18 protein-coding genes and 1 tRNA gene are annotated in these 24369 nt (G+C 44.0%); 12 read left to right on the top strand and 7 right to left on the bottom strand.

Features of this window, described 5'->3' with window-relative positions; translation table 11 throughout:
• The first annotated feature begins 146 nt into the window (after positions 1 to 146).
• From DDT91_RS00495 to DDT91_RS00480, 4 genes are all read left to right on the top strand, one after another.
• On the top strand, positions 147 to 1181 hold the full coding sequence (locus DDT91_RS00495; RefSeq protein WP_187174155.1) for a LacI family DNA-binding transcriptional regulator: 1035 nt from the start codon (positions 147 to 149) through the stop codon (positions 1179 to 1181).
• A gap of 185 nt (positions 1182 to 1366) precedes the next feature.
• Positions 1367 to 3805: a glycoside hydrolase family 31 protein gene (locus DDT91_RS00490; protein ID WP_187174154.1), complete on the top strand. Its 2439-nt coding sequence runs from the start codon at positions 1367 to 1369 to the stop codon at positions 3803 to 3805.
• 32 nt (positions 3806 to 3837) lie between these two features.
• Positions 3838 to 5163, top strand: a complete 1326-nt coding sequence (locus DDT91_RS00485) for an MFS transporter (RefSeq protein WP_255501982.1) — start codon at positions 3838 to 3840, stop codon at positions 5161 to 5163.
• Between the two features lie 72 nt (positions 5164 to 5235).
• Complete coding sequence (locus tag DDT91_RS00480; protein ID WP_187174153.1) at positions 5236 to 6108, top strand: ABC transporter substrate-binding protein; 873 nt, start codon at positions 5236 to 5238, stop codon at positions 6106 to 6108.
• Here the strand turns inward: DDT91_RS00480 and DDT91_RS00475 are convergent.
• Complete coding sequence (locus DDT91_RS00475; RefSeq protein ID WP_187174152.1) at positions 6052 to 7998, bottom strand: tetratricopeptide repeat-containing sensor histidine kinase; 1947 nt, start codon at positions 7996 to 7998, stop codon at positions 6052 to 6054. The genes DDT91_RS00480 and DDT91_RS00475 overlap by 57 nt on opposite strands.
• 322 nt (positions 7999 to 8320) lie before the next feature.
• Here DDT91_RS00475 and DDT91_RS00470 point away from each other — a divergent pair, with 322 nt between their 5' ends.
• On the top strand, positions 8321 to 9952 hold the full coding sequence (locus tag DDT91_RS00470) for a peroxiredoxin (RefSeq protein ID WP_187174151.1): 1632 nt from the start codon (positions 8321 to 8323) through the stop codon (positions 9950 to 9952).
• Positions 9953 to 10024: 72 nt separating this feature from the next.
• Here DDT91_RS00470 and surE read toward each other — a convergent pair whose 3' ends face one another.
• From surE to dnaG, 4 genes are all read right to left on the bottom strand, one after another.
• Entirely contained in the window at positions 10025 to 10810 is a 786-nt protein-coding gene (surE, locus tag DDT91_RS00465; protein WP_187174150.1) for a 5'/3'-nucleotidase SurE, read from the bottom strand.
• A gap of 5 nt (positions 10811 to 10815) precedes the next feature.
• Positions 10816 to 11451, bottom strand: coding sequence for a hypothetical protein (locus DDT91_RS00460; protein ID WP_187174149.1), 636 nt, complete (start codon positions 11449 to 11451; stop codon positions 10816 to 10818).
• A gap of 89 nt (positions 11452 to 11540) precedes the next feature.
• Positions 11541 to 12758 (bottom strand): bifunctional 3,4-dihydroxy-2-butanone-4-phosphate synthase/GTP cyclohydrolase II, encoded by a 1218-nt coding sequence (locus tag DDT91_RS00455; RefSeq protein ID WP_187174266.1) that lies wholly within the window; start codon positions 12756 to 12758, stop codon positions 11541 to 11543.
• Between the two features lie 81 nt (positions 12759 to 12839).
• On the bottom strand, positions 12840 to 14780 hold the full coding sequence (gene dnaG / locus DDT91_RS00450; RefSeq protein WP_187174148.1) for a DNA primase: 1941 nt from the start codon (positions 14778 to 14780) through the stop codon (positions 12840 to 12842).
• Positions 14781 to 14937: 157 nt separating this feature from the next.
• Here dnaG and DDT91_RS00445 point away from each other — a divergent pair, with 157 nt between their 5' ends.
• From DDT91_RS00445 to DDT91_RS00420, 6 genes are all read left to right on the top strand, one after another.
• A complete protein-coding gene (locus DDT91_RS00445) occupies positions 14938 to 16032 on the top strand; it encodes an Mrp/NBP35 family ATP-binding protein (protein ID WP_187174147.1) in 1095 nt (364 codons plus the stop codon).
• An 8-nt stretch (positions 16033 to 16040) separates the two neighbouring features.
• Positions 16041 to 16289: a NifU family protein gene (locus DDT91_RS00440; protein ID WP_187174146.1), complete on the top strand. Its 249-nt coding sequence runs from the start codon at positions 16041 to 16043 to the stop codon at positions 16287 to 16289.
• 13 nt (positions 16290 to 16302) lie between these two features.
• Positions 16303 to 19374, top strand: coding sequence for a M43 family zinc metalloprotease (locus tag DDT91_RS00435; RefSeq protein ID WP_187174145.1), 3072 nt, complete (start codon positions 16303 to 16305; stop codon positions 19372 to 19374).
• Positions 19375 to 19500: 126 nt separating this feature from the next.
• A complete protein-coding gene (locus DDT91_RS00430) occupies positions 19501 to 20259 on the top strand; it encodes a PASTA domain-containing protein (protein ID WP_187174144.1) in 759 nt (252 codons plus the stop codon).
• A 1-nt stretch (position 20260) separates the two neighbouring features.
• A complete protein-coding gene (locus tag DDT91_RS00425) occupies positions 20261 to 22096 on the top strand; it encodes a T9SS type A sorting domain-containing protein (RefSeq protein ID WP_187174143.1) in 1836 nt (611 codons plus the stop codon).
• Between the two features lies 1 nt (position 22097).
• Entirely contained in the window at positions 22098 to 22394 is a 297-nt protein-coding gene (locus tag DDT91_RS00420; protein WP_187174142.1) for a rhodanese-like domain-containing protein, read from the top strand.
• A gap of 41 nt (positions 22395 to 22435) precedes the next feature.
• On the opposite strand, the gene DDT91_RS00415 is transcribed toward DDT91_RS00420, so the two are convergent.
• On the bottom strand, positions 22436 to 23545 hold the full coding sequence (locus DDT91_RS00415) for a site-2 protease family protein (RefSeq protein WP_187174141.1): 1110 nt from the start codon (positions 23543 to 23545) through the stop codon (positions 22436 to 22438).
• Entirely contained in the window at positions 23538 to 24167 is a 630-nt protein-coding gene (locus DDT91_RS00410; protein WP_187174140.1) for an HAD family phosphatase, read from the bottom strand. Before DDT91_RS00410 ends, DDT91_RS00415 begins: the two co-directional genes overlap by 8 nt.
• Positions 24168 to 24265: 98 nt before the next feature.
• Between DDT91_RS00410 and DDT91_RS00405 the strand changes: the two genes are divergently transcribed.
• Positions 24266 to 24342, top strand: a tRNA-Ile gene (locus tag DDT91_RS00405).
• The last annotated feature ends 27 nt before the right edge of the window (positions 24343 to 24369 follow it).

The raw sequence follows: 24369 nt of genomic DNA, 5'->3' as shown, positions 1-24369 counted from the left end.
TAACGTTTGCATTTAAAAACTTTTTTTAACCATTAATCCTTTCTTTGTCATTAAATTGAAAAAGTAGATTTAAAATCGATTGCGCTCCCTGTAAAGAGCCATTCCAAATACCATTATAGTTCATTCTAGGAAAAGTATAATTTTTAATGAAGCTAGAACAAGCCACCATCAAGGATATAGCGAGGGAACTCAATGTCTCCTCCTCCACTGTTTCAAGAGCACTCAAGGATTACCCTGGAATCAGTGAAGAGACCAAAAAGAAGGTGAAAGAGATGGCGGATAAGCTAAATTACCGCCCAAATGCCATTGCCCTTTCTCTCAGAAAGAGCCGCTCATTTACGATAGGCGTAATCATTCCCGAAGTGGTTCATTTTTTCTTTTCCACAGTCATCAGTGGGATCGAAGAAGTGGCCTTTGCCAGAGGATATAACGTCATTCTCACGCAGACCAATGAGAAACTGGCCAGGGAAAAATCCAGTATCGACACCATGCTGGCCAATCAAATCGACGGTTTTTTGGTGAGCTATTCCAAAGAGACTACCGATTTTGAACATTTTTCCACGCTTCTGGATCGGGGCTACCCGATCGTGTTTTTCGATCGGGTTCCCGAGATCGATGGTGCCATCCATGTAGTGGTGGACGATTATTCCGGTGCGTATGAAGCCACCAAACACCTGATTCTACAGGGATATTCCCGTATTGTCCACCTGGCAGGACCGTCCAACCTGAAGATTTCTCAGGAGCGGATCAGGGGATATAAGGATGCATTAACCCAATATGGTATCGAAATTAATCCCGACTACATCGTGGAAAGCCGTACCGATGAGGAGGCTCAGAAAATTACCACCCATCTCTTAAATACCCTTTCTCCCAAGCCGGATGCATTTTTCGGTAACAATGACATGGCGGCAGTCGGAGCTATGATGGCCTGCAAAGCCGCCGGACTGAAAGTCCCGGATCAGATCGGAATTGTGGGATTCAGCAATTGGCAGTTTTGCTCGATGATCGATCCAAGCTTGACTTCCGTAGCACAACCGGGCTTCCGGATTGGCGCAAAAGCCACGGACATTTTGCTGGATCTGATCGAGAAAAAAATCAACCCGGAAGATTTTAACAAGTCCGTCGTACTGGAAACCGAGCTTTTGGTTAGAAAATCTTCGGTCAGATTAGAAAAAGTTTGATTTTTTTTGAGATTTGGAGCCTTTTGATTGCAAACGTTTGAATAGGGCAAATTTTAAAATTCAAAGGGTTTTACTTCTTCACCCTTTAGAAAACTGGCCTCCTGCTTCATTTTGAGGGATTTTTAAGATTCACTTTCGTTCCTAATTTAGCGGGGTTCCTTAGGGAATTTTCAACCAAGCAGAGAATGAATCACGCTAATCCGGCTTCCAAAAACACCAAAAATTCTTCTCGGAATACTTCTTTAGGAGAAGTTCTCGAGTGGAAATCCAACCGATCGGGAATTGAGGGAAAAACCACCTTAGGGAATTTCAGATTGACCGTTTATCAGGATGGAATCATCCGAGTACAAGCAAGCCTTCATGAGCAATTTGAATCCAATCCCTATTCAGTTATCTCCTCTCCCCTTTCCACCAAATTCGATATCTCAGAAGCAGGAAATATCCTCGCCGTTACCACGGCCTTGATCCGATTGGAGGTAGATCTGGAAAGATTTTGTCTTTCATTTTTTGATAAAAAAGGCAATCTCCTTAATCGGGATGACTCCATGGGAATCTCTTGGATCGGAACCGAAGTGACCGCCTACAAGGAAGTACAGAAAAATGAGAAATTCGTGGGACTGGGAGAGAAAACCGGAAATCTCAACCGATTCGGAAAAGCCTATACCAACTGGAACACAGACTATTTTGCTTATGGAGTCGGAGATGATCCACTTTACATGAGTATTCCTTTTTACTTGGGAACCCATGATCAAGGCAGTTATGGGATCTTTTTTGACAATACCCACAAGACCGTATTCAATTTCGGGGCATCAACCAATCGCTTTATATACTTCAGTGCTGAGGATGGGGACATGGATTATTACTTTTTCCATCAACCGACTATGGCCGAAATCATCTCTTCCTACACTTGGCTGACAGGACGCATGCAAATGCCTCCCAAATGGGCCTTAGGCTTTCAGCAATGCCGCTATTCTTACTACCCGGAATCAGAAGTCTATGCGGTAGCACAGGGATTCCGTGACAAAAAGATGCCCGCAGACGTCATCTATCTGGACATTCACCATATGGAGGCATATAAGGTATTCACCTTTGACGGCGAAAAATTCCCCAATGCCAAAGCCATGATCTCCCGACTCAAAGAAAAAGGATTCAAAGTGGTCGTAATCATGGATCCGGGGATCAAAACCCAAAAAGGGTACCTTCCTTACGAAGAAGGAATGGAAAAGGGACTTTTCGTCAACTATCCCGATGGAAAAACTTACGAAGCCCAAGTGTGGCCGGGCTGGTGCGCCTTTCCTGACTTTACCAAAGCCGAAACCAGAACCTGGTGGGCCGAAAAAATGGCCTTTTACACCGAAGCAGGAGTCGATGGCTTCTGGACAGATATGAACGAGCCGGCTTCTTGGGGACAGTTTACGCCCAACCTGATCGAGTTTGACTACGATGGCGAAGGAGCTTCCCATAGGAAAGCCCGAAACATCTATGGAATGCAGATGGCACGCAGTGCTCAGGAAGGGGCAGCCTTGCAAAATCCTGATAAAAGGCCTTTTGTATTGACCCGCTCAGGTTTTTCCGGAATCCAACGCTATGCAGCAGCCTGGACCGGGGATAATGTAGCGTCGGAAGAGCACATGATGGCCGGTATCCGCCTAGTCAATAGTTTGGGATTAAGCGGTGTTTCCTTTGCAGGATACGATGTGGGAGGCTTTGCAGGGGAAGCCAGTAAAAGCCTATTTGCCCGATGGATGAGTATCGGTGCCTTTGCACCCTTTTACCGTGCCCACTCCATGATCAACAGCAACGATGCCGAACCTTGGGCATTTGGAGAAGAAGTAGAGGAAATCAGCCGAAATTACATGAAGCTGAGATACAGGCTACTTCCTACGATTTACAGCAAGTTTTACTCCAGCACCCAGAGCGGTCTTCCTATCTCTGCTTCTCTGGCTGTTCACTATCCAAAAGAGGACTCCATCTACCAAAGTGCCTTTCAAAATGAGTATTTGTTTTGTGACGCTTTTTTGGTAGCGCCTGTAGAGAGCTATAAAGAAATCACCAAAGTCTACCTGCCCCAAGGCGATTGGTACTACCTGTACTCGGATCAAAAGCACCAGGGAAATCAGGTGATTTATCAGGATTCTCCTTTAAATTATTTGCCTGTCTATGTGAAAGCCGGGGAGGTTTTCGCCATGCAATCTGACGTAGAGCACACCGAAGATAATCACGATGGAGTGCTGCGCCTGCATGTGTACAAGGGGAACGCCGGCTCCGAATTCCTTTACTATGAAGATGCGGGAGAGGGATGGGAATACCTTAAGGATGAATACTTCAGAAGAAGCATTCGCTACAAAGCTGATTCGGAATCCCTGATCTTGGAAAAAGCCTCAGGGACTTTGGCCAGTCACTATTCCAAACTGAGAATCTATTTCCATGGATTTGAAAATCACGCGGTTCAGGTCAATGGAAAATCCCATGCCCTACAGCATGGCAACTATGCGTTTTTGGATAAACTCACCGAATTTGATCCCTTGCCTGAGCATCACCACCCATACTTTGAAATCAAGAATTTGCCCTATCTTGAGTTGCCTCATACCGCTGAGGAACTGGTGATCACCCATCTGTTTTAATCTATCCCTCACTTTTATCCTAACCACCCAAAATGACCCAAGAAAAAAAGCGATTGAGTTTCTGGCAGATCTGGAACATGAGTTTCGGGTTTCTGGGAATTCAGTTTGGATTTGCCCTGCAGGGCGGATTCATGTCCAGAATCTTTCAGACGCTAGGTGCAGACAAGGATGCCATCCCCTTTTTGTGGATTGCAGCACCTCTGACCGGCTTGCTTGTGCAACCCATCGTCGGCTATTTGAGTGATCGAACCTGGCATCCCCGATTTGGGAGAAGAAAGCCATTTTTCTTCATCGGGGCGGTATTGAGCACCATTGCCCTGTTTTTTGCACCTTACTCTTCCGCACTTTGGATGGCTGCCGGCGCACTCTGGATTTTGGATGCTTCGATCAACATTTCCATGGAACCCTTCCGGGCTTTGGTAGCAGACAAACTTCCGGATTCCCAACGGTCCTATGGATTTGTAGTGCAGACACTCATCATCGGAATCGGTACCTGGGTCGCTTCCAACCTTCCTTGGCTGATGACACAGCTCGGGGTGCCCAATACCGCACCTGAGGGAGTTGTGCCAGACTCCGTCAAATATGCTTTTGGAATAGGTGCTTTGGTTTTGTTTACTTCCATCCTCTACACGATCCTGACCACGGATGAATATCCTCCGGAAGACATGGAAGAATTTGAGCGGGAAAAAGCTGCCAAAAAAGGCTTTTTCAGTGGATTTGAAGAAATCGTAAAAAACATCTCCTCCATGCCCAAGGTGATGATGCAGCTGGGTTTGGTGCAGTTTTTTTCCTGGTTTGCCTTTTTCACCATGTGGAGCTTTGCCACGCCTGCCATCACAGAGCATATCTTTGGAGCAACAGACACTACCTCGGAAGCATACAATAATGCAGCGGACAGTGTGGGCAGTTACCTAGGTACCTACGGTTTGATTTCGATGTTTTATGCTTTGATTTTAGCTTTTGTAGCTTCCAAAATCAAAATCAACCGAAGGCTGGTGCACCTGGTCAGCCTCATCGCAGGAGGACTGGGATTTATCTTGATCTACTTTATTTCTGAGCCATGGATGCTCCACCTGTGTTTTGCCCTGGTAGGAATCGCTTGGGCCAGTATCCTTTCCATGCCTTATGCCATGCTTTCCAGCTCTGTGGAGCCAAAGAAAATGGGCGTTTACATGGGGATTTTCAATATGTTTATTGTCATTCCCCAAATCGTAGCCTCTCTAGGCGGGGTAAATTTCCTTTACAAATTGCTTTTCGGAGAAGCCGTGATCAATACCATGCTCTTGGCCGGTACCCTGTTGATCTTGGCAGGTTTCTCCAACCTGCTGGTGACAGACCGGAAAGCCACTCACGATTGATTTTATCCACTTCCTACCAAAAGCCGGGGCAATTCAGCTTCGGCTTTTTACTTTTACCCGAAATCTCTAACCATGAAAACTCTTCGAATCACCGGAGTACCCGAGCATTTCAATTATCCATTCCGCCTACTGAGTCAACAGCAGCCTTTTCTGGACCAAGGAATCCAAATCGAATGGAAAGAGGAATCCAGAGGCTCCGGACAGATGAATCTGGATCTTAGAAATGGGGATACAGATATGGCGTTATTGCTCACAGAGAGTTTTCTGAAAGATGCAGAGGCAGGAAATCCTTCCAAAATGATCGGGTACCATGTGATTTCACCCTTAGTCTGGGGAATCCATGTGGGCTCCAATACCAGCATTCAATCCCTTTCGGATCTGAAGGAGAAAAAAATCTTGGTAAGCCGCATGGGTTCAGGTTCTCATTTGATGGCTTTGGTATTGGCTAAAAGAGAAAATTGGAATCCGGCTGACTTAAGTTTTGACCTGGTGGGAAATATGGAGGGGGCCGAAAAAGCGATGGCTGAAGGAAGTAAGGGGATTTTTCTATGGGAAAAATACACTACCGCACCGATGGTGAAAAAAGGAAGGATGAGACGAATAGGAGAAATTCCAAGTCCTTGGCCATGTTTCGTGATGGTTGCCTCAGACAAAGCGATTGCAGATTTTGGGCAGGTGATTTTTGACCTGAGAGATTACCTCTATTCACTTTCAAAAAAAATGGTGACTCAAAAAAACCTTTCCGAACTGATTGGAAAAGAATACGATCTTCCGCCTGCTGAAATAGAAAAATGGCTTAGCCAAACCGAGTGGTGTACAGAACCTGAAGTTTCAAAAAGTCAACTGATAGACTCCATGAAAAAAATGATGGAATTGGGTATTCTAAATTCAGGACTTGACCTTCAACAGTTCATTGCTTTGGACAGAGTCGCTCTGAAAGACTGAAGCAGTCCTGGGAAGTTGAATACAGAATTTGGTGCCATGTCCGGGATTGCTTTCAATACTGATATCGCCTTTGTTTTTTCGAATAAATTCTTTGGACAACTGCAGTCCTAATCCCGAACCCTTTTCTTTTTGGGTACCGGGCCTCGACTTAGTTAAAGAATAAGAGCTGGAGAGGATCGCATCAATTTGTTCCTTTGCCATTCCTACTCCTTGGTCAAGGATACACAGTCGCACCCAATCTTCCCCTGTTTCTGAATAAATCGTAACGGCGTCCCCGAAATTGGAAAATTTAGTGGCATTGTTCAGTACATTTCTGATGACCACTTCGATCAAATTTGGATCTGCAAATACCTCCACTTTAGATTCCATCTGATTAAAAATGGTCAGATTTTTTTCCTTGAAGGAGGAATCTAACAAGGATAGCGAATGCTCTACGACCATCCTCAGATCAAAAATTGATGGATTGATGGTGAAGCCCTCCATTTGGGACATGGACCACTGTAGGGTATTATTCAGCGTGAAATTGACCGAATCGATATCTTTCTTGAGTGCAAAAAGAAGTTCGTCAAAATCGCTTTGATCCAATTGACCTGCCAACAGCATATCAATTACCGATTTGACCTGGCCCACTGGCCCTCTCAAATCGTGGCCAAGAATTGAAAACAACTTATTCTTGGTTTCATTGATCAGCAACAGCTCTTTGGACTGCTTCTCCAACACCTGGTTTTGTTCCTCTATTCTTTTCTGATGATCCAGGAGATCTTGATTGGTCTTTCGAACACTTCTGTTTAGAAAATACAATCTAACGCCCAAAATGGTGATCAAGGCAAAACCCAGCGCAAAAAGCAGCATGTATCTCCTTGATGTAGTCAGCCGATAAGCTTGATTCTCATTTTGGGTTTTCAAAAGTTCCAATTCGGACATCTGTAGATTCTCTTCAAACATCCCTTGAAGCAGACTTAGTCTGTCCCGACTTGTTTTATTTACCAGGGAGTCATTCAGAAACTGATAATTCTTCAAGTGAAAAAAAGCCTGATTGATATTGCCTTCTTGCTCATACACCTGACTCAGGTATTTATGGCTTTTTGACAATTCATCCAGAAAGCTATTCTCCTCACAAAAATCAACCGAATATTGAAGGATTTCCTTCGCCTCCTTGAGCTTGCCTCCCAGGAGATAGGCATGCCCCAGCCTGTGCAATACACCTGCTTCAAAGGATTTGACACCCTGTGCCCTTGACATTTCAAGGGATTGGTTAAAAATATATTGTGCAGTATCATAGCTACCCTTTGCCAAAAACACATCACCGATGACCCGATGTGCAAAGGAAGTAAGGTAAGGCGATCCTGCTTCCTCATTAAGCCTCAGTGAAATCTTGGCATAGTACAGCGCTGAATCCTGCTGACCGGATTGGGTAAAGTTTAGCGCCACATTATTCAAACTTCGGATTCTCGTGGCTAAATCATTCACTTCAGTGGCCAATTCATACCCTTTCTTGAATTGCTCAATGGCTTTTGGAAAGTTGGTTTGCTCGTAATACAGCGCCCCCATATTATTCATCAAGCGAGCAGCCTGCAATTTATCCCCTATTTCAAAAGCTAAGCGGTAGGCTTCGCTGGAATATTCAAAGGATTTCTGCCATTGACCCTGTCGGTAAAAAATCCAGCCGATATTTTCCAAGGCCCGGCTTCTTGCAGAAGTATCCTTAAGAAGAATCGCCAATGAATCAGCCTCTTTGGAATATTGAAATGCCGCCTTTTGATCACTCTCACGCAAGGCGGTAGCCAATTGGTTCAATACCTCAATTCGCTGCTTCCCTTTTTGCTCAGGCAATAAAGTCCGCAGACTATCGACAGCTGTTCCCTGTGGATACGCAGGAAACAAACTCATTAGAAAACAAAAAGCAAAAAGAAAGTTGAAAATCGGGCGATCCACTGAAATGCTTTTTTTGGCAGACTATCTGCAAAATAAAAAGAATAAAATTACTGAACACCTTTTCCTAAAATCATTTTCCCTAACAAATCAGTATGGTGAAATGATGGGAAACTATTGATCAATTTTTACAAAATAGAATCAAAGTCAGAAAAAGATTAAAAAGCTCTAATTGAAGGGAAAAATCAAGCAGATGCCAAAAAGAAAGGTTTTTTTGAGGGGTGAATTTTATAAAAAGAAAAAATAGGCTTATTTAGTTTAGAAATATTATTTAAGTACCATGAAACATTATCTAGCTGTTTTTGGATTTCAACTTTTGATTTCTCATTCGCTTTTTGCCCAAAACCCACTACCCGAACAACTGACCATTGAACTTTCAATGGAAAAAGGAATTGGTCCATTTCGAGAAACAGGGGCCACTCTCCAACCCCTAACCAATAATCAAAGCAGCTTACTTACGGAGGCATTCCCGGATTCTATCCCTTTACCAGAGGGATTTAAGCAATTCATTGATATTCCCAATCGTTTTGCATTCACTAAGAAAGGTATCTTGGAAGAGAAGCTGGAGGAGCAGATTTTGGAACGAATGGGATCCTCCCCCTCACTTATAAATATTGATATCCAGAAGTTTATCCCAAATGAAAATATCACCGAGTACAATTGGTATGTACGATTTGCCACCAAGAAAAATGCCGACGGATCCATCGCCATTTGGGCTGATCAAAATGGAAATGAGATTTTTGAAGATGCTGAAGTTTTCACCATCAGTGCAGAAGCAACAAAAAATCCTGCCCAACTTGACCAATTCATCAGCCCGATTGCGGTGAGCTACCCCGAGGTCATTGAAGGAAAAATTCAGCCCTCCACCCTCTATTACATTCTTGATCCTATCCGATACCCGTTAGGGACTATTTACCGATACGACCAGCACATGTCCGGACAATTTGAAGCAAACGGCAAATCGTATCGGATTTATTTGGGCAATGGGTTTAACAACGTCTATTTCTCTGATTTAACAACCGATGCTTACCTTCTCCCAGAAGGCGAATTCATGGATTCCATCCCATTGTTCAGTCGGGTGTATCAACAAATCGGAGAAGTAGTTTTTATTGGAGACACGAAGTATACTTTAGCCAAGGTTGACCCTTGGGGAAGATCCATCACCTTGGAAAAATTTCCCGAAGGCCAAGAGTGGATCAGTACACAGATCGGTTCCAAGGCTATTCCGATAGAAAGTAAAACCCTTTCCGGAGAACCCTTTTCGCTCTACAACGGGAAAGTCACAATGCTTGATTTCTGGGGAACTTGGTGTGGCCCTTGTATCGGTGAAATCCCCTTCCTGAGAGATGTGGTTGATTTCTTCGGACCAGACCAGTTTGAAATGGTCGGATTGGCTTATGATGATCCTGAAAAACTTAAAAAATTCATCGAAGAAAACGAGATCAAGTGGAAGCAAGTGATGCATCATTACCCTGATTCGGACCAGGAAGATGTCACCAAATCTTATCGGATCAATGCCTATCCAACCACTTTTCTTTTGGATAGAGACAGTAAAATCATCTACAAAAACGATGGATTGAGAGGCTTCGAGCTTTATCGAACTATATCCAAGGTCCTTGGAAAAGATGAACGTGAGTTTTTGGAATTCATTTCAAAAGGAGATGTTTTACTCAAATTCCGATCTTCCACTGAAATCGGTATTTCATCCGTTTCCCTGAAAAATCACCAGGGACATAAAGTGTATGCTTATACCAAGGAGAAAGAAATGGTCAGGGGAATCGTATGGGAGGATGGAAAAGAGCAAATGGAATTGGAAATCACGGTTTCCAAAAGAGGAATGCAAGCAGAGAAAAAGATGGTTACTCTGAATAAATCAGATATCAAAGACGGAGCGCTAATCCTCGAACTGTAAAATAGTTTTCTCCAAAATCAGCTTTAGCTTTAAGAAAAGAGGCTGTCCCTATATAAGAGACAGCCTCCTGCTTTATTGGCTCAGCTTTTCCCAATCCCAGTCCTTGTTGATCTGAGAAATGGCGTGATAGGCTGTTAGATCATACTGGCAAGGCACGATGGAGATGTAATTGTTTGCTATAGCCCATTCGTCATTGTCTTCTCCTTTGTCGAAGTTGACAAAGTTGCCAGCCATCCAGAAGTATTTCCTGCCAGTAGGATCATAGCGCTCTGCAAACTCCTCCTGCCACTTGGCATCGGCCTGACGGCAAATTTTGATTCCCTTGATGGGTTCATTTCGCTTGGGAGGAAAGTTGACATTCAGAGCCACTCCCTTGGCTATGCCGTTCTCCAATACTTGGCGAGCGATCTTTTCCACCCATTCTTCCACATGGGAAAAATCTGCTTTGGAAGAAAAGTCGCAAAGGCTAAAACCAATTGAAGGATACCCTTCCAAAGCTCCTTCAATCGCAGCCGACATAGTACCTGAGTATAATACTGAGATGGATGTATTGGAACCATGGTTGATCCCACTGACGACTAAATCAGGAGTGCGATCTTTCAGGACATAATGCTTGGCTAGCTTGACACAATCCGCCGGAGTTCCACTGGATTTGTAGGCCAATACATCCTCAAAAATATCCTCCTCATAGAGGCGTAAAGTTTCCCCGATCGTGATGGCATGCCCCATACCGGACTGAGGACTATCTGGCGCGACGACGACTACATCGCCTAGCTTTTTCATAACGGAAACCAGTACACGGATTCCCTTGGAAGTAATTCCATCGTCGTTAGAGACGAGGATCAATGGTTTGGACATGGAGTTTAATTCTGCAATTCGTTGTAATAGGCAGTAATTCTAAGTAAATCCCCCCGCTTATCGTGCTCGAGGCGATTCTTTCTCATAAAAAGTTCGATTTCGTCATCATGCCCTGGAAGCATGGCAAAAAGGTCTTTTTTCTTCAGGCTGTATTTTTCCAATCTGCCGTTTTTCAGGAAATAATAGTTAAAAGCCAATCTGTAGCCCGTGAAATTCGGTGGACCCCAAAATGGATTCATTCCCATGGTTCCCCAATTATTCATTCCCCGGGTATCTGTTGCGATATATTCTCTGCAAAGCAAAGCGATATTATCTCCCTGGGTCAAAACCTCGAAAAAGATAGGAGTCTCATAGTTGCCGTTTAAGGCGTAAGGCAGACTGTAAAACTTCCGAATGCCACCATAGGTTTCGTCGTAGATTTCAAAGCTGCTCACATTGGAAGCGGTAAAGGTAATTACGGTTTCTGCCTGAAGCTGGACCAAATTATTATCCATATCATACTTGACTTGACCGCTGACAGCTGACCCATCCACCATAAAAATATTTCCCTTATGCCAAACTTGGGAGGGAAATTGATTTTGGGCCAAAACGGTCATCATGCTCAAAAAAACGAGGCTGATTAGTAGTGAGGCTTTTTTCATGGGTGTCAAACTTTGCTTTGGTATACGAACCTAACGCCGTAGAGTTGGCTTATGCTACGCTTCGGAACAGATAATTTACCATTTATTCCTTATTTGAGAATGTTATGGCCCATTTTATCACGTTTCGTTTTTAGATACTTTTCATTGTGTGGGTTGGGCTGAATTTCGATAGGAACTTGTTCCACGATTTCCAATCCATAGCCCAACAAACCAACCCTCTTTTGCGGATTGTTGGAAATCAGACGGATTTTAGATACTCCTAAGTCTCTCAGAATTTGTGCACCTACTCCATAATCTCTACCGTCCATCGGAAGGCCTAACGCGAGATTCGCCTGAACGGTATCCATTCCTTCTTCCTGAAGCTTGTATGCTTTCAGTTTATTGATCAGACCGATTCCTCTTCCTTCCTGATTCATATAAAGGACTATTCCTTTTCCTTCCTTTTCCACCATTTCCATGGCAGCATGCAGCTGAGGACCGCAGTCACAGCGACACGAACCGAAAATGTCTCCCGTGGCACAGGAGGAATGCACTCTTACCAGCACAGGTTCGTCCTTTTCCCAGGCACCCTTGATCAGGGCCATATGAATTTCCTGGGTATTGGTCTGCCTGAAAGCGATTAGGCCAAAATCACCCCAAGTGGTGGGCATTTCCACTCCGATTTCCCTTTTGATCAGGGATTCATTTTTCAGACGATAAGCAATTAAATCCTTGATGGATACCAACTTGAGATTGAACCGTTCTCTTACTTTGAACAGATCATCCAATCGTGCCATGGTGCCGTCTTCATTCATGATTTCCACCAAAACACCGGCTGGCTGAAGACCCGCCAAGCGGGCAAAATCAATGGCAGCCTCGGTATGACCGGCTCTCCGGATCACTCCTCCCCTTTTTGCTTTTAGCGGAAAAATATGTCCCGGCTTACCCAATTCACTTGGGTGAATCGAATCATCGATAAGGGCTTTGATGGTCTTGGCCCGGTCTGATGCAGAGATCCCGGTGGTACAACCATGACCGATCAAATCAACGGAAACGGTGAAGGGAGTCTCAAATGCGGCGGTATTATTTCCCACCATCAGTTCCAATCCTAGCTGATCACATCGGTCCTCGATCAATGGGGCACAAATCAATCCCCTACCATGTGTGGCCATGAAATTGATGATTTCGGGTGTCACCTTTTCAGCAGCACAAATAAAATCACCCTCATTCTCTCGGTCTTCATCATCGACCACGATGATTACTTCTCCGTTTTTGATGGCTTCAATAGCGTCTTCTATTGGATCTAGCTGAAAGTTTTCCACTGGAATTGAATTTGAAAGGATAATTGCGAAAACAAAGGTAGCTTCTTTCCCTCTTAAAACAGGGACTGACCAAAGAAAGTTTGGTTTTTATCCGATGACTATGCCCAGTTCTTTATCTATATCCACCTGAACTTTTTTCAGTTCAAAATAAATCTGCTGAAGCTCAAGGACTTTCTCCACCTCCAATTTATCGAGTTCGGCTGATTTGATCTTCTGCTTGGCTTCCTCCATCATTTTTTGAACCAATCTCCGTTTCAGTCTGAGAATTGATTTGTAAGCTGTCTGGGCAAGATCATCCGACTCAGTATTGATAAATATCTGATGGCGTTCATGCCAATGGGTGGATATTTCATGCCTGGGTGTGATCAGATCTATGACCTCCTGCTTTACTTCCGCATCCCTTTGGGAAACAAAATAGTCATGTGTGGGAATCTCTCCCTGATTAAGCCGGGTACGATAGAGTTCCAAAATTTTGCGGTATATCGGAGTCTGGAACTCGATTCCCTCCGTTTCTGACAATAAATATTGACAGAGATGTAAATTCTCGTGATCCAATTTTTGCCAACCGTAATTGATCAACAACCGAACCGTCTCTTTCTCTTGAAGCTTTAAGGTTTCGGCAGCAGAAATCTCCACCTGCTGCGTCGGAATCAATTCCTCCAGCTGATCTTCTGCTTCTTTTTCCTCTTTCGCTTTTTGAAACTGGTCTTTTTGGGTCTTAATCAGGGTTTTGTTGAGCTCAGAGAGCAGAATTCCTTCCTCGATTTCAAGTAGCCCGGAAGCTTCTTTCGTGTAGACTGAGCGAATGATCGGATCGGGAATTTTACCGATACTTTGAACCACCTCCCGAATCACTTCTGCTTTTCGGATGGGATCTTTGGCTATTTCCTCCTGGTACAGACCAATCTTGAATCCTATGAAATCCCTACTGTTTTCTTTGAGATAATCCTGAAAGGCCTGAGAACCAACTTTTCTGGAAAAACTATCCGGATCCTCCCCATCGGGAAAAACCACTGCTTTCACATTCAAACCGCCTTCCAACAGTAGGTCAATCCCTCTCAGCGAAGCTTTGATTCCTGCATTATCTCCATCGTACAGGACCGTCACCTGATTGGTAAAGCGCTTGATCAGCTTGATCTGTCCGTCCGTGAGCGAGGTACCAGAGGAAGCAACCACATTCTCGATCCCGGAAAGATGCATAGAGATCACATCGGTATACCCTTCCACCAAAAAGCAATTGTCCAAGTCCCTGATGGCCTTTTTGGCTTGGAACATGCCATACAAGACATCACTTTTATGATAGATCGGCGTTTCGGGCGAATTGATGTACTTGGGTTGATTTTTGTCCTTGGTCAGGATACGGGCGCCAAATCCGATGGGCTTTCCGCTGATGTTGTGAATGGTAAACGTCACCCGATTTCGGAATCGGTCATACATTCTTTCCGGATCTCCCTCTTTTTGAAGGATCAATCCTGCTTTGAGTAAAATTTCCTCTTTGTATCCAGCCGCTTTGGCCGCTTTTAGCAAATAGTCCCAACCATCAAGCGCATATCCCAAATCAAACTTTTGAATGATCTGTGGAGTAAAGCCCCTTTCTCTGAAATAGCTTAATCCAATCGATTTGCCTTCTTCACTTTCCAGATTTTTGACAAAAAAATCCTTTGCAAAATTGAGTGCGATAAAAAGGCTCTCCCTTTCACTTTGCTCCAGGTTTTGTTCCGGAGTACGGGATTCCTCCTCCTCTACTTCGATTCCATACTTACCTGCCAAATGTCGGATAGCTTCCTGAAAGCCAATTCCCTCAATATCCATGACAAACTGGATCGGGTCACCAGCTTTGCCACATCCAAAGCACTTGTAAATCTGCTTTGCAGGAGAGATGGAAAAGGAAGGCGTTTTTTCTCCGTGAAATGGACAGCAAGCCCACATGTTCTGCCCCTTTTTTTTCAGCTGAACATAATCGCCCACTACCTCCACGATATCCGCGCGTTCTTTTACTTTATCACTGGTCAGCTTACTTATACTCATAGGAAAAGGAAAGAAACAAAGTTAATCGCTCAGTTGGGAAAAGGAAGTGAATGAGTTTTCAGAACCATTTCCATTGTTGGGAAGTTTACATTTGACTGAAGTGCGAACTTTCCAAAGCGGTATTCTTGACCTAACTTGCGAAAAATTTAATCTATCCATGCAACTGACTGTTGAATCCATAAAAAAATCACTCTCCAGAGTTCAAGATCCTGATATAAAAAGGGATTTGGTCTCCTTGGGAATGATTCAAGGAATACATATTGAAGGAAAAAAAGTAAGCTTTAAAGTGGTTTTGACCACACCTGCCTGTCCGCTTAAGGAAGTAATCAAAAACAATTGCATCGAAGCATTGGAAGAAGATTATGGGACAGATTGGGAATGGGATATTTTTATGACTTCCCAAGTGACTACAGTCCGGGATGCCGCTCCTATTTTGCCTGAGGTAAAAAATATCGTCGCCATTGCTTCCGGAAAAGGCGGAGTAGGAAAATCAACCACCTCCGTCAATCTAGCCGTCGCTTTGGCACAGCTTGGCGCAAAAGTGGGACTGATCGATGCAGATATTTCAGGTCCTTCTATTCCGACGATGTTCAATGTAGAGGGTGAGCAACCCGCCGTGAAAAAAATCGGAGAAAAGAATGTCATTATCCCGATTACGCAGTATGGGGTGAAGATGATGTCAATTGGTTTTTTGACTCCAACAGACAGCGCTGTGGTGTGGAGAGGACCTATGGCAAGTTCTGCACTCCGACAATTTATTTCCGACGTGGAATGGGGTGAGCTTGATTATTTATTGATCGATCTGCCTCCTGGCACCTCTGACATTCACCTCACCATGGTTCAGACCGTACCCGTCACCGGTGCAGTGATCGTGACCACTCCTCAAAAAGTGGCTCTGGCAGATGCAAATAAAGGTTTGTCCATGTTTAGACAACCTCAAATTAATGTTCCTGTCTTAGGTGTTGTAGAAAATATGGCTTATTTTACGCCGGAGGAATTGCCTGAGAATAAATATTATTTGTTTGGCAAGGAAGGCGGAAGAAAGTTGGCCGAAAAGTATCAAGTTCCGTTTTTGGGAGAAATACCGATTGTCCAGAGTATTCGCGAAAGCGGTGACACCGGGTATCCGGCAGTTCTTAAAAACGGATTGACCAAAGATGCCTACATGCAGCTTGCAGAAGAGGTAGCCAGACAGATCGCGATCAGAAACGCCTCTGTGGCAAAAACAGAAGTAGTAGAAATAAAAGCATAATTGAACTAATGGAACCAGGATTAAGAGAGAAAATAGAATTTGCGCTAGACACCATCAGACCTTATTTGGAAGCTGATGGGGGAAATGTGAGAATTGTAGAGCTTACCGATGACTTTGTTCTGAAAATAGAAATGATGGGCAATTGTGGTTCTTGTCCCATGTCTTCCATGACACTGAAAGCCGGAGTCGAGGAAGCCATAAAAAGAGCCATACCCGAAATCACCCGGGTTGAAGCCGTGAACCTTACCATGGCCTGATTAAGTCGACTAAATGAAAATAACTTCCTTGCTTTTTAGAATTTTCCCCCTGCTCATAGGGGGACTGTTTGTTTTAAATACCAATGTTGTTGGGCAAAAGATAGAGCTCAAGGACTTTGGTTCGTCTTTTACCTCTTCAAATGGTCATGCACATTCTGAAAAATGTGCCCATACCGTTTTGGAAGCGCAGCTTGAAAAAGAACTTGGGGTCTTTGGATCGAAAGATTTTTTTGAAGATTGGATGAACAGGAAAATAGAGGCTCAAAAAAGCCGGCCTCAAATAGCAAGAATCCTGGAAGGACCTCGGAAAATCCCGGTTGTAGTGCATGTAATTCACAATGGCTCGGCAGTGGGTGTAGGACCAAATATTCCGGATTCACAGATTTTCGAACAGATTCGCATCCTCAATGAGGATTTTAGACGATTAAATGCGGACGCAGATCGGACGCCTGCCGAATTTTTGCCCGTAGCCGCAGATGCCAATATTGAATTTGTACTTGCCAAGCAGGATCCCAACGGTCTACCCACTACAGGGATTGTCAGACTTCAGGGCACAAAGACCACCTACACCCCTGATGATGCAACCCTGATAGGTCAGCTTTCCCAATGGAATCCAGAAGAGTATCTCAACTTATGGGTAGTCCCTTTGGTATCCCCATTCATTGGATATGCCTCTTTTCCCATTTCAGATCTTCCCGGACTTAATTTTTCTCCGTTTCCTGCGATCGCAGACGGAGTGACCATCGATTATCGCTTTCTAGGTATTGGAGGGAGCGCTACCTCAGCCTCAAGAGGACGTACAGCCACACACGAGGTCGGCCATTACCTTGGTCTTCGACACATTTGGGGAGATGGAGGATGCGGTGTGGATGATTTTGTGACTGACACACCTGACCAAGACAACTCCAACAACATCTGTAATGCAAACCCCAGTAGGTTTTCCTGTGGCACCAACAACATGATCCAAAACTACATGGATTACACGCCGGACCCATGTATGAACCTATTCACAAAAGGTCAAGTCGAACGATTTGACGTGGTCTTGGCCAACAGCCCCAGAAGAGTGACCCTAGTCAACAACAGAGCGACCAAAGAACCCGTGCTTCCTGACAGAGACCTTTCTCTTACCAGAATCCTTCAACCAGCAGATGCGATTTGTGATCTTACCATCACGCCTGAAGTTGAAATTCTCAATTCAGGAAACATCACCATTACTTCGGCAAGAATCGAATTCAGGAGAAACGGACAATTGGTAGAAAGCAGAAGGTTTAATCTCAACCTTCAAACCGGACAAAGTCAAAACGTGGCTTTTTCTACCATCACAACTTCAGGTGAGGCTAATCAATTTCAATTTACCGTGGTTGAGGTCAATGATGACACCGACCTAAAACCTGAAAACAATACCAGAACCTCCACCCCAGTTTTACAGGGACAGATTGCTCTGCCCTATAATCTGAATCTCTCGAATTTCCCGGCCCAGTGGGTGATCAGCAATCCAGATCAATCGCTCACCTGGGAAAGAACTAATATTACGGTGGATGGAGTCTCCCAGCCTGCTGTATATATCCGACATTACGAATACGAAGCACCAGGCCAATTGGACTATTTCATTTCGCCTCAAATTGATTTGACCCAAAATCCAAATGCGCAGTTAGTATTTGAATTGGCACATGGCCCTTACAATCAAAATGGTTTCCAGGACGAGGTCATCGTTACGGTTGCTCCGGATTGTTCCTTTGATTTCGACTTAATCAATGCCGCCTACCAAAAAAGTGGTACCAGACTTCAAACTTCGGAACCTACCTTAGACGAGTTTATCCCGACTAGTTCTTCTCAATTCAGGACAGAACTCGTCAACCTTAGTAAATACAAAGACCTTGGAAAAGTAAGGGTGGCCATCATTTCCAAAAACTCGTACGGGAACAATATCTACCTGAGAAATATCCGAATTCTTCCCACTGAAGAATTTAAATATGAATTGAAAGTAGACCGAATCATTACCCCATCGCCTATTAGCAGTGGGAACCATCAGGAGGAAGTAGTGAGGGTTTCCAATACAGGAAATTTAACTGTTTCCAGATTCTTGTTTACCCGAAACACCAACAATTCAGGAAACAGAGTATTTGTTGCCTCGGGTGCTAACATCCGACCGGGAGAAACGGTGGATTTGAGTATTAACAATTCCACATCTGATGGAAAAAACAATTTGAGCTTTGGAGTTTCTGAGCCCAACTTTGATCAAAATTTCCCTGCTGCACCACTGTTCAGGAGATTCAATATTGAAAATCCAAGCGTGACAGAGGTGCCTTGGAGGCAAAATTTCAACTCCAGCTCTGATCTCAATCCTTGGCTTACGATCAACCCTGAGGCGGACCAAACGGCCTGGCAAGTAATTCCCGTAACCTCAGGAACAGGAACCAATAACGTAGCAAGACTACAAAGCGGTGTAAACGGAAACTCGTATTGGTTAGGCACACCAGTTTTTGACCTTTCTGTGAGTAGACAGGCCAGTGTTTTCTTCGATGTAGCGGCTGGAGCAGTAAATCCTTCCACTACTCTCAGACTGTTGGCTAGTGTTAATGGTGGGGAAGAATATAGCGTAATATGGTCTGCAACCGGCAGCGAATTATCCACTGTGAATACGGGAGAAGCCAATCCTAACTCAGCGGGAGATTACGAAAGAAAGTATGTAAACCTTACCGAGTTTGCAGGGCAAGGTAAAAACTTGGTCAGATTAGCGTTTGAATTAAATGTCGTAGGAACTCAAAATTCTCCGGTTTACCTGGATAATCTCGAACTCTTCCTCAGCGCAAATCCAGACCCAGTCATCCCTGCCGAAGGAAACACGATTCTCTTCCCCAATCCGGCAGTTGACTACTTCAACATCGCATTTAACCTTCCTCGAAGAGAATCTGTAACCCTGCAGATCATTTCTTCCACAGGTGCCTTGGTTCAGGAATTGGTTTTCCCTAATACCTTGAACCAAACCTATACCTTCACCCGGGAAATGTTCAGTCCGGGCTTGTACATCATAAAAATAACCAGCCCTACCCTTCAGGAAATCAAGCGCTTGGTCATTAATTAACCTTAAAAATAGCCGAAGCCTTCAGCTTCGGCTTATTTTTTGCCAAGGCAATTAGTCTGTTTTTGCCAAATTTGTACGTTGATAGATAAAATTTACGGCTTATCTTAGTCAGAATCATTTCACTCGATGAATCCATTTAGCTATAGTCTGAAAAAAGTCCTGATCAATCTTGCCATCATCTTCGGCATTTCGGTTTTTTTGGGTTTTTTGTTTTTGAAAGTCTACCTACCACTCTATACCAACCATGGAGAAACCGTTTCGGTACCTGATATGGCTGGATATACTTTCGAGGAAGCCTCAGATCTACTGGAATCTTCCGGGCTTCAATATGAAGTGTCCCCGGATTCAGGATTCAGCACCGAACAGCCTGCCTTAGCTATTCTCAAGCAGATTCCTACCGCCAATTCACAGGTGAAAAGTGGAAGAAAAATTTACCTTACCCTCAATGCACGCAACGCTCCAATAATTAAAATGCCTAATCTGGAGAATATGCCGCTGAAAAATGCCCAAGAAATGCTAAGTAATCTGGGGCTAGAGCGTGGGGACATCATCTATGTGCCAGATATCGGTATCAACGTTGTCTTGGAACAGCGATATAGAGGTGTCACCATAAGAGAAGGGTTTGAAGTACCCAAAGGATCCAAGATAGACTTGGTAGTAGGTGACGGAATGGGGAATCAGATTTTGATGGTTCCAAGTCTTATCGGCATGGAAGAAGAAGATGCTGAGTTTCTGATTTTAGGCTCAGGATTACGAGTGGGAAGAAAAACGTTCAATGCCACGGATTCAGTAGCTCCAGGAAAAGTTTATCTCCAATCTCCTCCTTCGGGAACAGAAGTACGTACTGGCGAAATGATAGACCTTTGGATATCTAAAAACCAATAAGTTGAAAACCAATTTCCCTTTCAAAACCATCCTTTTTTTCACTTTGCTGTTGCAAAGCAGTTTTGGTTTTGCCCAATTTGTGGAATTTGGACCCGTACATCGGACAAAAAATGTAGCAAGGGGAAATTCAACCGAAAATTCAAGAACAGTTGAATCCAATGTACTTCCCTTTTGGGATGATTTTTCCAGAGGCATCGACACGCTCAAATGGAAAGTGGAAGGAGTGTCTTACACCGAGACTATTGGAATCAACGCGCCTTCTGTAGGAATGGCCCTATTCAATGGAGTTAACGAATCAGGTGTTCCGTATTCCTTACAGATCAGAGATCAAGGAGAAAGCGACTACCTTACCAGTCGACCCTTTGATTTATCCGGAATTGATCCCAGCCAAAGACAAAGCCTGTATTTAAGTTTTTTTTGGCAAGCCGGAGGTAAAGCAGAAGCACCGGATGAAAGCGATCGACTTTCGCTTCAAATACTCAATCCAGAAGGCTCTTGGCAAACCGTCTGGTTCCAACGAGGAGGAGAGGAAGTAAACAGAACCCGCTTTTTTCAGGAAATCATTCAGATTAGACCTGAATGGCAGCATAGCGCTTTTCAGTTTAGATTCTTTTCCAATGGAAGACAAAGCGGCCCTTTCGATTCCTGGTTGCTGGATTATATCTACCTGAATGTTAAGCGGTCACCCTCGAATTTGACTTACCCCGACCGCGCGTTAACGCAATCCAATCAGGTACGATTGGATGGATTTGGGGCTTACCCTTGGGAATTGATGGAAAAACACCAAGGCAAAAAGTGGACTGCCGTCAAAAATGAATTTCTGAACCTTGACTCCAGATTCAGGGCTATGGAATATTCCATCCTTGCCGCAGATACGACAGGAAGAATCCTTTCTAGCATCAACGCAAATACTCCATTCAACCCGGTACCAAACAGTCTGGAGAGAAGATCTTTTTTAAGCAGGACTTTTGATGAAATACCCCTTCTTAGTCAGCCCGGAGATCTCATTTTCAAAACCTATCTCACTACCGGAGATGGATTTCTATTTGAAATCAATCAAGGAGACACCATCCGATATCCAGGCCTGGACTACCGAGTGAATGATACCATTCAAACCCGGTTTCCGGTACGGGATTATTTTGCTTATGACCATGGGGATGCCGATTATGCTGCAGGAATCAACCAACGGTCCGGGCAATTGGCAGTGCAATATGAAAGTCCTGAACCTGTTTTTATAAAAGGTATTTCGATCTATTTTACCGATCCTACCCAAGCCAATCAAGCAATTGATTTAGTGATCTGGGAGGACCTGAGCCTTAAGCCGATATACTCCAAAGAATTTGTCATACCGGTGAGAGAGCCCGGACAAAAATTGGTTTACTTCCCCATTGAGGAAAGGATAGAAGTATCCAGTGAATTTTTTGTGGGATTCACTCAGTTTACCAACAGTTTCATCCAGGTGGGACTTGATAAATTGAATGACCAAGGGGATAAGATTTTCTATAACGTCGGAGGAGGTTGGGCTCAGAATACAGAAGTTCTGGGTTCTTTGATGATTCGTCCCCATGTCAGCAAATTTTCGGAGGACGGGGGTAATAATCTTCCTGATGCAGGATTCCGAATATTCCCCAATCCGGTAGTCGATGAACTGATGATCGAAGGCGAATTCATCGATCTGAAAATCGTAGATTCCTTTGGAAGAGAGATTTTATTACCAAGAGAACAATTGGTTCAAGGGGAAATGATTAATTTTAGAGGACAAAGACCCGGGATATATGTCCTAAACCTTATCACCACCACCGGGCCCAAATCATTTCGAATCCTAGTGAAAAAATAACATGGAAGATATCACCGTCAGTGAACTTAAAGAAAGACTCGAGAAGGGAGAAAAATTCCACTTCCTCGATGTCCGCGAAGAATGGGAATATGAAGAGGATAACCTAGGGGCAGACAATATTCCTTTGGGAGAACTTCCCCACCGTCTTGCTGAATTGGAGCAGTTCAAAGATGAAGAAATCATCATCCACTGCAGATCAGGAGCGAGAAGCGGCAATGCTAAAAAGTTTATGGAGACCAAGGGATTCTCCAAAGTGAGAAATGTCCTCGGCGGAATTTTAGCCTACCGGGCTCTCTAAAAAAAAGTAGAACCGGGCTTCTGTGATCAGAGCCCGGTTTTTTATTTGAAAATGAACGGTTGTGGAGAAAAACAAAGGATAAAAATCACAATGGCGATCCATCCCAAAATTTTCCGTTTACCATCCAGTTCATTCCCCTCACTTACTTCAGGATGTCTTAGTCCCATTACTCTTCCGAGCAAAAATCCGAAAAACAACCACCCTTGATAACCTTCCCATTCAGGTTTGAGGAAGGCCAATGCATACTGGGCGGCTGCCAAGGTAAGGGCCAAGGTGATTTTGTTTTGACTGGACAGGCCAGACTTGGTGTAGCAGATAAACAGAAAACCCACGTAAAGAGGAATCCGGATGATTAATTCTTCTACCGGTTGATTTGGACTGATCACTCCTAATCCTGCATAAGCCAAAAACGCGGTAAATGCCACTAGAGAAATCCATTGATTACCCTTGGGAAACAACCCAAAAATCACATGACCACCGTCCAGCTGCCCTATAGGCAACAGGTTGAGTGCGGTAAAAAACAAGGCTAAATACCCGGCAAAAAGAAAGGGATAATGAATCACTTCCGACATCACCGGTAATCTTTCCGGATCAGCCAGGAGTTCTCCCAAACCCCAAAACAGAAGATTTCCTCCCAGCTCAAAATCCAACACATCCTCGCCATATCCTTGAAAATTGGGGTCAGCGTATTCGGGATGGACTTGATAGATGTAATCTGCCTCGGGCAAATGGGTAAATCCATAAATCAATACCCCCAAAGCCACGACAAAACCTGCCAAGGGTCCTGCAATGCCAATGTCAAAAAATTTAACCCGACTGTTGACAAAGCCCCTCATCTGGATAATCGCTCCAAATGTACCAATGGACGGGGCCCCAATAAAACCCAACCAAGCAGGGATGAAGAAAGGCAGCGTGCACCTGACTTTATGATAAAGGGAAGTAAAAAAATGACCAAGCTCATGAATCAGAAGAATCCCAATAAATGGGATGGAAAAAGCCATGGACTTGAAAAAATACTCCCAAGTCAATGCAGAGTCACCGGAAACCATGATCGACTTTCCATAGACCCACTCTCCTCCTGCCAAAGTGGTCGTAACCAGCGTGAGTACAAAAAGGATACTATGTCTTAAATACTCCTTGAAACTAAACATCTCCAAAAAAATCAAATAACACCCTAGGCCCTGTAACATGAATTGCCTGAATTCCTACAGCGGCAGCCCCCTCCACATTCGCCTTTAAATCATCAAAAAATAGAACTCGATTGGCAGTCGTTCCCAAATCCCCCAGCATCTGTTCATAGATCTCGGCAGAAGGTTTGGCAAGCCCCATCTCGTGACTATAAAATATCCTGTCAAACAAAGAATCAAAATTTTCTAATTGATGATCCTCTTTGAGCATTTTATAAACTCCCTCAATATGGATCTCATTGGTATTGCTCAGGACACCGACCTGATAGTTTTCTTTCAGTTTTCGGACTAAATCCAATCTTTCTGAAGGAATTTTTCCCAGAAGACTGTTCCAGAGATCATCAACTTCATCATCAGTCCAAAGCTGCTCAAAATAGTTTCGGACCTCATCTCGGAACCTAGGCGAATCAATCAATCCTTTCTCATAAGCTTTATGAAAATCAGTCAGATAAAACTGACCTACCCGGTCATGGAGGGCTTCGGGAACCATGGATTTGATCAGGCGAAAAGTCCTGTCGTAGTCAATATCAATAATCACATTGCCCAGATCAAAGATTAAAAAGTCAACATCAGGAGTATTTTTCATTCGAAATACGAGTTGTGTAATTGGACTCAAATATGTAACATTGCACACCCAAAACCAAGGTTTGAGGCTTTCAGAAGCTGAAAATTGAGGCTAAAAAAGGGCCCATAGCTCAGCAGGTTAGAGCATTTGACTCATAATCAAAGGGTCGCTGGTTCGAGCCCAGCTGGGCCCACCATTTCACTCTATACAGCCAGTGAAGAGG

Origin of the sequence: Algoriphagus sp. AK58 (genome assembly GCF_014324365.1) — a bacterium.
Classification (GTDB): domain Bacteria; phylum Bacteroidota; class Bacteroidia; order Cytophagales; family Cyclobacteriaceae; genus Algoriphagus.
This window is presented reverse-complemented; position numbering and strand designations above follow the sequence as displayed.

Coding starts and splice junctions, on each gene's coding strand:
- DDT91_RS00495 (WP_187174155.1), top strand. CDS start 147: ATGAAGCTAGAACAAGCCACCATCAAGGATATAGCGAGGGAACTCAAT.
- DDT91_RS00490 (WP_187174154.1), top strand. CDS start 1,367: ATGAATCACGCTAATCCGGCTTCCAAAAACACCAAAAATTCTTCTCGG.
- DDT91_RS00485 (WP_255501982.1), top strand. CDS start 3,838: ATGACCCAAGAAAAAAAGCGATTGAGTTTCTGGCAGATCTGGAACATG.
- DDT91_RS00480 (WP_187174153.1), top strand. CDS start 5,236: ATGAAAACTCTTCGAATCACCGGAGTACCCGAGCATTTCAATTATCCA.
- DDT91_RS00475 (WP_187174152.1), bottom strand. CDS start 7,998: ATGAGTTTGTTTCCTGCGTATCCACAGGGAACAGCTGTCGATAGTCTG.
- DDT91_RS00470 (WP_187174151.1), top strand. CDS start 8,321: ATGAAACATTATCTAGCTGTTTTTGGATTTCAACTTTTGATTTCTCAT.
- surE (WP_187174150.1), bottom strand. CDS start 10,810: ATGTCCAAACCATTGATCCTCGTCTCTAACGACGATGGAATTACTTCC.
- DDT91_RS00460 (WP_187174149.1), bottom strand. CDS start 11,451: ATGAAAAAAGCCTCACTACTAATCAGCCTCGTTTTTTTGAGCATGATG.
- dnaG (WP_187174148.1), bottom strand. CDS start 14,780: ATGAGTATAAGTAAGCTGACCAGTGATAAAGTAAAAGAACGCGCGGAT.
- DDT91_RS00445 (WP_187174147.1), top strand. CDS start 14,938: ATGCAACTGACTGTTGAATCCATAAAAAAATCACTCTCCAGAGTTCAA.
- DDT91_RS00440 (WP_187174146.1), top strand. CDS start 16,041: ATGGAACCAGGATTAAGAGAGAAAATAGAATTTGCGCTAGACACCATC.
- DDT91_RS00435 (WP_187174145.1), top strand. CDS start 16,303: ATGAAAATAACTTCCTTGCTTTTTAGAATTTTCCCCCTGCTCATAGGG.
- DDT91_RS00430 (WP_187174144.1), top strand. CDS start 19,501: ATGAATCCATTTAGCTATAGTCTGAAAAAAGTCCTGATCAATCTTGCC.
- DDT91_RS00420 (WP_187174142.1), top strand. CDS start 22,098: ATGGAAGATATCACCGTCAGTGAACTTAAAGAAAGACTCGAGAAGGGA.
- DDT91_RS00415 (WP_187174141.1), bottom strand. CDS start 23,545: ATGTTTAGTTTCAAGGAGTATTTAAGACATAGTATCCTTTTTGTACTC.
- DDT91_RS00410 (WP_187174140.1), bottom strand. CDS start 24,167: ATGAAAAATACTCCTGATGTTGACTTTTTAATCTTTGATCTGGGCAAT.